The organism is Massilia sp. (assembly GCF_046293535.1).
Classification (GTDB): domain Bacteria; phylum Pseudomonadota; class Gammaproteobacteria; order Burkholderiales; family Burkholderiaceae_D; genus Telluria.
On sequence record NZ_JBKBOV010000075.1, the window covers coordinates 1 to 7,774 of the forward strand.

Sequence of the window (7,774 nt, forward strand, 5' to 3'; positions counted from 1 at the left end):
TCATTGCTGAGCAACGTATTTCTTTTTTGTGAACATTTGATAATTTAAGTAATCACTGACCGAAGCCAGCGGCACCCTCATCAAACGCCCACACTTATCGACTGTTGATTGTTAAAGAACCGTTGTTCTGTACTACCTTGCTGCACCTTGCGAAGCGTTGTGTTCGTCAGCAGCAGAGGAATGAGATTATGCAGTGTTTCGCTTAACTCGTCAACCCCTCGTTCGCTTCGTTGCAGATTTCTCTGTAGACCTTGTCAACGTAAACACTTGATTCCGTTAACGTTTTTCAGTCTCGCCTTGCAGCGTTCCCGAAGCGGACGCGCACTATAACAAACGCCGGCGCAGTCCGCAAGCCCCGTGCCTGCACGTGCGGGAGGGTACGGTGCGTGTCCGTTCTGGCAATGACGGGTATATTGCGTGCCGAAGCAGCATGCCGGTCGCACGGGTGCTACACGCTATTGGAGAACAGATGAAGCACCTTTTATTTCGCCGCACCGCCATCGCCGCGGCATGCATGTCCGCCCCGCTCTGCGCAATCGCCGATGAGCTGCGCGCGCCCATCAGCGTCGTGGTGGTGAGCGCCACCCGCTCGGCCCACACGAGTTTCGACCTGCCCGCTGCGATCGACATCGTCGACGCCTCCCAGTTGCGCGACACCCAGCCGCGCGTGAATGCCTCCGAGGCCCTGGCCGCGGTGCCGGGCCTGGTGGCGCGCGACCGCCAGAACTATGCGCAGGACCTGCAGATCTCCTCGCGCGGCTTCGGCGCCCGCTCGGCCTTCGGGGTGCGCGGCGTTCGCCTGGTGGCGGACGGCATCCCGGCTACCATGCCGGACGGCCAGGGCCAGGCCGCCACCTTCAACCTCGACATCGCAGAGCGCATCGAAGTGCTGCGCGGCCCCTTCTCCGCCCTGTACGGCAACCACTCCGGTGGCGTGATCCAGCTCTTCACAGGCGATCCGAAGGGTGCCTCCTCCATCGAAAGCAGCTTCTCCGCCGGCAGCTTCGGCCTGCGCAAGCTCGACGTGAACGCGCAAGGCAGCAGCGGCAAGCTCGGCTACCTGCTGGATGCTTCGCGCTTCGAGACCGACGGCTACCGCGCCCACAGCGCCGCCACCCGCGACCAGGCTTATGCCAAGCTGGTGGTCGAGCCGAGCGGCACCAGCCGCCTGGTCCTCACCGCCAGCGGCCTGCGCCAGGACGATACCCAGGATCCGCTGGGCGTCACCTGGGCCACCTACCAGCGCGACCCGCGCGCCGGCGAAATCGATACGACCGATACCCAGTCGCCGCAGCGTACCCTGGCCGACCGCTACGACACCCGCAAGAGCATCGACCACCAGCAGTTCGGCCTCACCTGGGAACAGCGCTTCGGGCCCGACCGCCTGCTGCTGACCGCGTATGGCGGCAACCGCCGCGTGATCCAGTACCAGTCGTTCTCGCGCGGCTTCCAGGCGCCGCCCACGCATTCGGGCGGGGTGGTCGATTTCGACCGCGACTTCCACGGCATCGACGCCAACTGGCGCGCGGTGCGCGAACTGGCCGGCGGCACGCTGCGCGCAACCGTCGGCATCGAGGTCGCCCGCTCGCGTGACGATCGCCAGGGTTTCGAAAACTTCGTCGGCAATACCTTCGGCGTAAAGGGCAACTTGCGGCGCGACGAACGCAATGAAGTCGACAGTGTCGATCCCTACGCCCAGCTCGAATGGGAACGCGGACCATGGGTCTTGACGGGCGGCGTGCGCCGCAGCCGCATCAGCTTCGACGTCACCGACCGCTTCCTCGCCAACGGCAACGACAGCGGCAGCGTCGACTACAGCCACACCTCGCCGCTGGTGGGGGTGCTGTACAAGGTCTCGCCCGCGCTGAACGTGTATGCCAGCGCCGCGCGCGGTTTCGAAACCCCGACCCTGAACGAACTGTTCTATTCGGGCAGCGGCGCCGGCTTCAATTTCCGCCTCGGCCCCGCCATCGGCAAGCACCTGGAAGCCGGCGTCAAGGCCATGCTTCGTCCGGGCGTGCGCCTGAATGCGGCCGTGTTCCAGGTCCGCACCGAGGGCGAACTGGTCGTGGACAGCTCATCGGGCGGCCGCACCAGCTACCGCAATGCCAGCGCCACCCTGCGCCAGGGCGGCGAACTGTCGCTCGATGCGGAACTCGGCGGCGGCTGGAACGCGCGTCTTGCCCTCACGGCCTTGCGCGCCACCTACGAGGAAGGCTTCGGCGCCGTGCCCGAAGGCAGCCGGCTGCCGGGCATTCCGAAGACCAGCCTGTACGGGGAGTTTGGCTGGAAGGAGCAGTCCGGCCGCTTTGGCGCCGCACTGGAGACGATCGCCAACAGCCGCGTCTATGCGGAAGACACGAACACCGCCACGCCGGCGCCCGGCTATGCCATCGTCAATGCGCGCGTGCAGGCCAGCCAGCAGCTGGGCGGATGGAAGTTCAAGCAGTACGCGCGCCTGAACAACCTGTTCAACCGCGACTACGTCGGTTCGGTCATCGTGGGCGACGCCAACCGCCGCTACTACGAAGCCGCGCCCGGACGCAACTGGATCCTGGGCGTCAGCGCGCAATACCAGTTCTAGAGCTTCACGACCTCGGTGTGCGCCGGCAGCGCCACACCGGGATACAAGTTCGCGAGCACGGCATCGGTGGCGGGAACCAGCACGGCTTCCACCAGCTTGACCGCCGCCGGCTCGTCCGGCGCGGTGCGCACCGCTTTCCACAAGTCCGGATGGGCGGCCGCGTGTTCGCCCAATGCCCGCTCGACTTCCTCCTGCCAGAAGGCGGGCGCTTCGCCTTCGACCCAGTTGCCGCGTCCGCGGCCGAAGTGCGCCACCGCCAGGTAGCGCAGCACCGCGCTCACCAGGAGCGACTGCAGGAAGGGATCGGCGAACTGCACGCCCGGCTTGTCGCGGTCCATGCGCTGGTTGAAACCCCAGGCCGCGCCGGCCATCGTCAGGCCGCCGACGATCGCGCCCAGCAGCGCGCCCGCTCCCATGGTCAGGCCACCCGCCATCGCGTCGGCCGACAGTCCCGTCGCCGCGCCCGACACCACCGCGCCGAGCAGCCCGGCCTGGGCCTTGTCCACCGGCGCGTGCACCGCGAAATTGTCGCGCACGCGCGCATTGATGGTGAGGGCCTGGCCGGGGTCGATCCGGTACAGGGCCAGCATGCGCGCCGTCGCGCCGTTGATGCGCGCGTTCAGGCGCTCGACCAGGGCCGCCATCGCCAGCTCCTGGCGTCGCTGCTCGTCCTTGCCGATGCCCACCGCCTTGAGGGCGCTACGCAGCATGCCGCGCCCCTCTTGCGCGATCGGTTCGGCGTCGCGCGCCGCCGCCGCCAGCTGCTGCGCCGCCACGCGCAGCGCTTCCAGGTAGCGCTGCTGGTTGGCGCCGGACCAGGCCTGAAGCAGGCGTGCATAACCGGGCTGCTTCGATTCCTCGATCAGGCGCCCGATCGCCTCGTAGAACACGTGTTCGTGCACCCAGCAGCGGGCAAAGGCATCCAGCGGCAGCACCTCCTTCACCACCGGGAACTGGGCCAGGTGTTGACGCCAGCGCCCCTGCTCGCCGGATTCCTCGGCGCCGGGGCGCGGCGGTCCCATCTGGTTGAGCAGCACGGCGACCGGCTTGCCGAGCCACTCGAGGATCTTCATCTCGGACGGCAGGTAGCCGGCGTCCTGCGGAGACTCCGACGAGTTGACCAGGTAGAGGATGACGTCGGCTTCTTCCTTGGCCGCGCGCAGCGCCTGCTGGCTGAGCCAGAACGGGCGGTCGCGGTAGCGGTCGAACACCTCGCGCAGGAACCAGCCGATCGGGTTGCCCGCCATCGACAGGCGCTTCAGGAGGCGCACCGAATCGCCGAAGCCCGGCGTGTCCCACAGTACCAGGGTGTCGCCGGCCTCGCTGCGCTGCAGCGGGTGCGCCTCGGCGAACTGGGTCACGTGGGCGGCGTCGCGCACTTCGCCCACGTCCATGCCGACCAGGGTGCGCGCCAGCGTCGTCTTGCCGTTGTTGGTGTGCGAGACGAGCGCGAACTGGATCTTGACCGGTTCCGGGTTCAGCGCGTTCATCGCAGCTCCGGCAGTGAGAGGCCAGCGCCCAGCTCGAGCGGGTACTTCTCGGGCTGGAGCAGGTTCACGAAGGTGGCCGAGGTGCCATGGAAGCTGCAGAACTGGCGCCACAGGGCGGTGCGCTCGGCCACGCGCTCGGCACTGCCCTGCTGTTCGCCGATACGTTCCACCAGCGGCGACTCGTCCACCAGCACGGCGACGCCGCGCTTGACGCGCTTGCCCAGGTAGTCGAGGAAGGCGCCGTGGTTTTCCTTCTCGGGCGTGGCGGCCAGGCTGAACAGGACCGCGGTGACGGTGACGCCCGCCTCGTCCAGCGCGGTATCGCGCAGGGCTTCCTTCGGATCGAGACCGTAGGCGGCGGTGGGACGCAGCTGGACACGCGCCTGCGCACCGAGCGCGCTCGCCGCAATGGCCCACAGGCCGCGGTCGCGCGCTTCGTCGAGCGTGTAGCTGTAGGGGAGCACGCGCAGCAGCGCCGGCGCGCCGGCGCCGATGCTGTCCGCCAGCTTGCGGTAATAAGGCTGGTCGAGGTCGAGCGGGAAGCGGCGCGCCAGCTGCCGTGCGCGCCAGGCGGCGAAACCGGCCAGCAGCAGGCGGGGCAGCACGACCAGCAGCAGCAGGGTCGCGCCGTACAGGTGGACCCAGCGTTCGCCGCTCGCGGTATTCACCATCCGCCCGAAGCGCAGCAACTCGATCTCGGCCAGCGAGAAGCCCTGCAGGAAGTGGAAGACGCTCATCGCCGGCATGAACAGCCAGGACAGCAGGGTGTGGACCTGGCGGCCGTCGAGGAAGGTGCTCTCCCAGCCGATCACGTATTGGCTGAGCAGGCCGCGCGCATACAGCGAGGCGATGGCGCCGAGCGCGAAGCAGGCGGCGGCCAGGTGGACCGTCCGGCTCAGGCGCGCCCGGGTCAGCGGTTCGCTGAGCTTGGCCCATTCGCCCATGAAGACGGCAATCCCTTCGGCCAGCGGCGCCGGCAGCTTGCGTGGCACGGCGGCCTTGCCCACGCTCAGGCGGCGCAGCAGATTCGGCCCGGCCCAGCCATGGCGTTTGCCGGGCGCGATTGCCGCCGTCAGGGCCCACACCAGCATGGCGAGATAGACCAGCAGGTTCCAGCCGATGATCAGGAGGAAGGGTGCGGAGAGCAGGTCGACGCGGTGCGGATCGGCGATGCGGTCGATGGCCGCGCCCGAGACGAAGGCCAGGAAAGGCAGGGCCAGCCAGACGCCGCCCAGGCCCAGACGGCGCTTCGCGAAGGCGCCGAAGGCGGGCGAACGTTCTCCCAGGCGTTTCAGGATCTGCTCGGAGCGCTGCTGCAGGAAGTGCTGCTCGGTGACGGCGCTCTTGCTGTCGGCGGCCTGCCAGGCCGCGAGTTCCTTCGCGCTGCGGCTTGCGTACTTGCGGTCGTCGTCGCTCAACACCGTGTGATCGACGTCGGCGGATTCGATGGCGCGTACCAGTACGACATTGCGTGCGACCTGTTCGTTCATGCTTCTCCTGTCATGGTTCAAATGGCAAGGCTACAGCAGCATTGTGCCGCAGTTTCGAACCGGAGATCGTTCCCGCGCTTGTGGCGGGTGAACGCCAGGCGTAAAAAAACCCGGGAAACCCGGGCTCGCACTGTGTCTGCGCCGGCGTTCAGCTGCCGGGATTCTTCTTGTTCGGCTTGCTGCCGAAGTCCGATGCGGGCTGGTCCGGCCGACGCTGCAGCCCTTCGCTGCCGCCCATGCCGGAGTCCGACTGCTGGGAACCGGCGTGCTGGTATTGCTCGATGCCGCCGGCGCCGGATTGCTGGACTTCACCCAGGCGATCCTGCTCGGCCTGCGCCTGCATGCGCTGGCCGCGCTGGCGTGCGCTCCAGCCCTGGTGGACGGAACCGGCGCCGCCGCGCTGGCCGCGGCCGTTCGTGTCCGACTGCTGCGAACCGGTATGAGCCATCGGGAAAGGCGATTCGGGTCCGCCACGCATCACGGCACCGGGCGCGCGGGTCTGCATGCTCCCCTCCGCAACCGTCACGCCTTTCGGCTTGTGGATACCGCGCGAACGGTTATCGCCACCCAGGCCTTTTTGCTTCGATTTCATGATTCCTCCTTCGCTTCGCTGAACGGATCAACCGATGATGCACGCCGAAACAGAGGGGCTGTATAGGAGAAGGCTCCGAACCGGTGTAGGAATCACCTCACGGTCACTGTTCAGGTAGGGGAAGACAGGCGGCGCGGCTATTCCGAATACCTTGAGGTGTGGCAAAAGCTCACTAGAACAGACTGCTAGCATTTTTGCTTGCCATGCCAAGGGGAAATGCGATGAAGTCCGGCCTGCCCAAGCTCTGCCTGTTGTTCGTCCTTTGCCTCAGCCTTGCCGCGAGCGCCGGCTCATCGACAAAACGCCGGGCCTGGATCACCATCGGCGATGCCGCCTACCGGCAAGTCAAGACGATCGCTCCCGACGCGGTGTCGATCGACAGCCGCCAACTGCCCGGGGACAAGGTGCACGCCATCGTGGTCGACGAGGGCCGGCTCGCGGCGATTGCCGGTGCCATCCACCAGCGGCTCGGTCAGTGCGGCGGCTTCATGTACCACGGCAGCGAGGCCGAGGCCCGCGCGACGCTCGAGCGCCGCCGCGGCCTTGCGCCGACGCGCAGCTATCGGATCGGTCAGCGCGAGTTGGTCAAGTCCATGCTGGCAGGGATGGAGGAACAGCATATCGAAGCGACGATCCTGAGCCTGAGCGCTTTCACCAACCGCTATTACCGGAGCCAGTCGGGCGTCGAGGCGTCGAACTGGCTGCTGTCGGCCTGGCGGGAACTCGCTGCCGGCCGCACGGATATCTCGGTGATGCAGATCAATCACCGCGGTTATCCCCAACCCTCGGTCAGCCTGATCATTGCCGGCTCGGATCTTGCCGAAGAAAGCGTGATCGTCGGGGCGCACCTGGACTCGATCGTGGGTAGCGGAATGAGCGAGACGGCGCGCGCGCCGGGCGCGGACGACGACGCTTCGGGCGTCGCGAGCATGACCGAGGCCCTGCGCGCGCTGATCGGAAGCGGCTACCGGCCGCGCCGCACGATCCAAGTCATTGCTTATGCGGCGGAGGAAGCGGGATTACGGGGCTCGCAGGAAATTGCCCGCCAGTTCAAGCAGGCGAACCGAAAAGTCGCCGGGGTGCTGCAGCTCGACATGACCAACTACAAGGGTGCCGCCAACGACATCTACCTGATCACTGATTACACGAACAGCCAGCAGAACGCCTTCCTCGCCCAGCTGATCGCCACTTACCTGCCCAGACTTACGGTCGGCTACGACAAGTGCGGTTACGGCTGTTCGGATCACGCAAGCTGGGATGCGCAAGGCTATCCCGCCTCGATGCCTTTCGAATCGTCGATGGCGCGCGACAATCCGCACATTCATACATCCAGAGACACCCTGGCCAATTCCGGCAACCAGACGGCCCATGCGCTGAAGTTCGCGCGCCTGGCGGCGGCCTATATGGTCGAGCTGTCGAGCCAATAGGAGCTACAACGCAAAAAGCCCGCAGAGAGTGAGGATCCGCAGTGCGGATCCGAACAGCGGGGTTTGGCTGTAAAGCAAAAAACCCCACCAGAATCATCTGGTGGGGTTTTTCATATAACTAGCCTGACGATAACCTACTTTCACACTGGTTGCAGCACTATCATCGGCGCAAAGTCGTTTCACGGTCCTGT

Annotated in this window: 5 protein-coding genes; 2 read left to right on the forward strand and 3 right to left on the reverse strand. The window is 66.4% G+C overall.

What is annotated here, in order from left to right; all coding sequences use genetic code 11:
* Nucleotides 1-469 precede the first annotated feature (469 nt).
* Nucleotides 470-2,584 carry a TonB-dependent receptor family protein gene (locus ACK4S9_RS22800; RefSeq protein WP_409730172.1) on the forward strand — a complete coding sequence of 705 codons (2,115 nt, stop codon included), beginning with the start codon at nucleotides 470-472 and terminating at the stop codon, nucleotides 2,582-2,584.
* Here the strand turns inward: ACK4S9_RS22800 and ACK4S9_RS22805 are convergent.
* The 3 genes from ACK4S9_RS22805 to ACK4S9_RS22815 all read right to left on the reverse strand — a co-directional run bounded on the left by ACK4S9_RS22805 (nucleotide 2,581) and on the right by ACK4S9_RS22815 (nucleotide 6,156).
* Nucleotides 2,581-4,074, reverse strand: a complete 1,494-nt coding sequence (locus ACK4S9_RS22805) for a DUF3482 domain-containing protein (protein ID WP_409730174.1) — start codon at nucleotides 4,072-4,074, stop codon at nucleotides 2,581-2,583. The genes ACK4S9_RS22800 and ACK4S9_RS22805 overlap by 4 nt on opposite strands.
* Nucleotides 4,071-5,564, reverse strand: a complete 1,494-nt coding sequence (locus tag ACK4S9_RS22810; RefSeq protein ID WP_409730176.1) for a DUF2868 domain-containing protein — start codon at nucleotides 5,562-5,564, stop codon at nucleotides 4,071-4,073. The genes ACK4S9_RS22805 and ACK4S9_RS22810 overlap by 4 nt, the downstream gene beginning before the upstream one ends.
* Before the next feature lie 148 nt (nucleotides 5,565-5,712).
* The gene (locus tag ACK4S9_RS22815) at nucleotides 5,713-6,156 is read right to left on the reverse strand and encodes a hypothetical protein (RefSeq protein ID WP_409730177.1); all 444 of its coding nucleotides are present in this window, start codon (nucleotides 6,154-6,156) and stop codon (nucleotides 5,713-5,715) included.
* Between the two features lie 221 nt (nucleotides 6,157-6,377).
* Here ACK4S9_RS22815 and ACK4S9_RS22820 point away from each other — a divergent pair, with 221 nt between their 5' ends.
* On the forward strand, nucleotides 6,378-7,583 hold the full coding sequence (locus ACK4S9_RS22820) for a M20/M25/M40 family metallo-hydrolase (protein WP_409730179.1): 1,206 nt from the start codon (nucleotides 6,378-6,380) through the stop codon (nucleotides 7,581-7,583).
* Nucleotides 7,584-7,774: the final 191 nt, after the last annotated feature.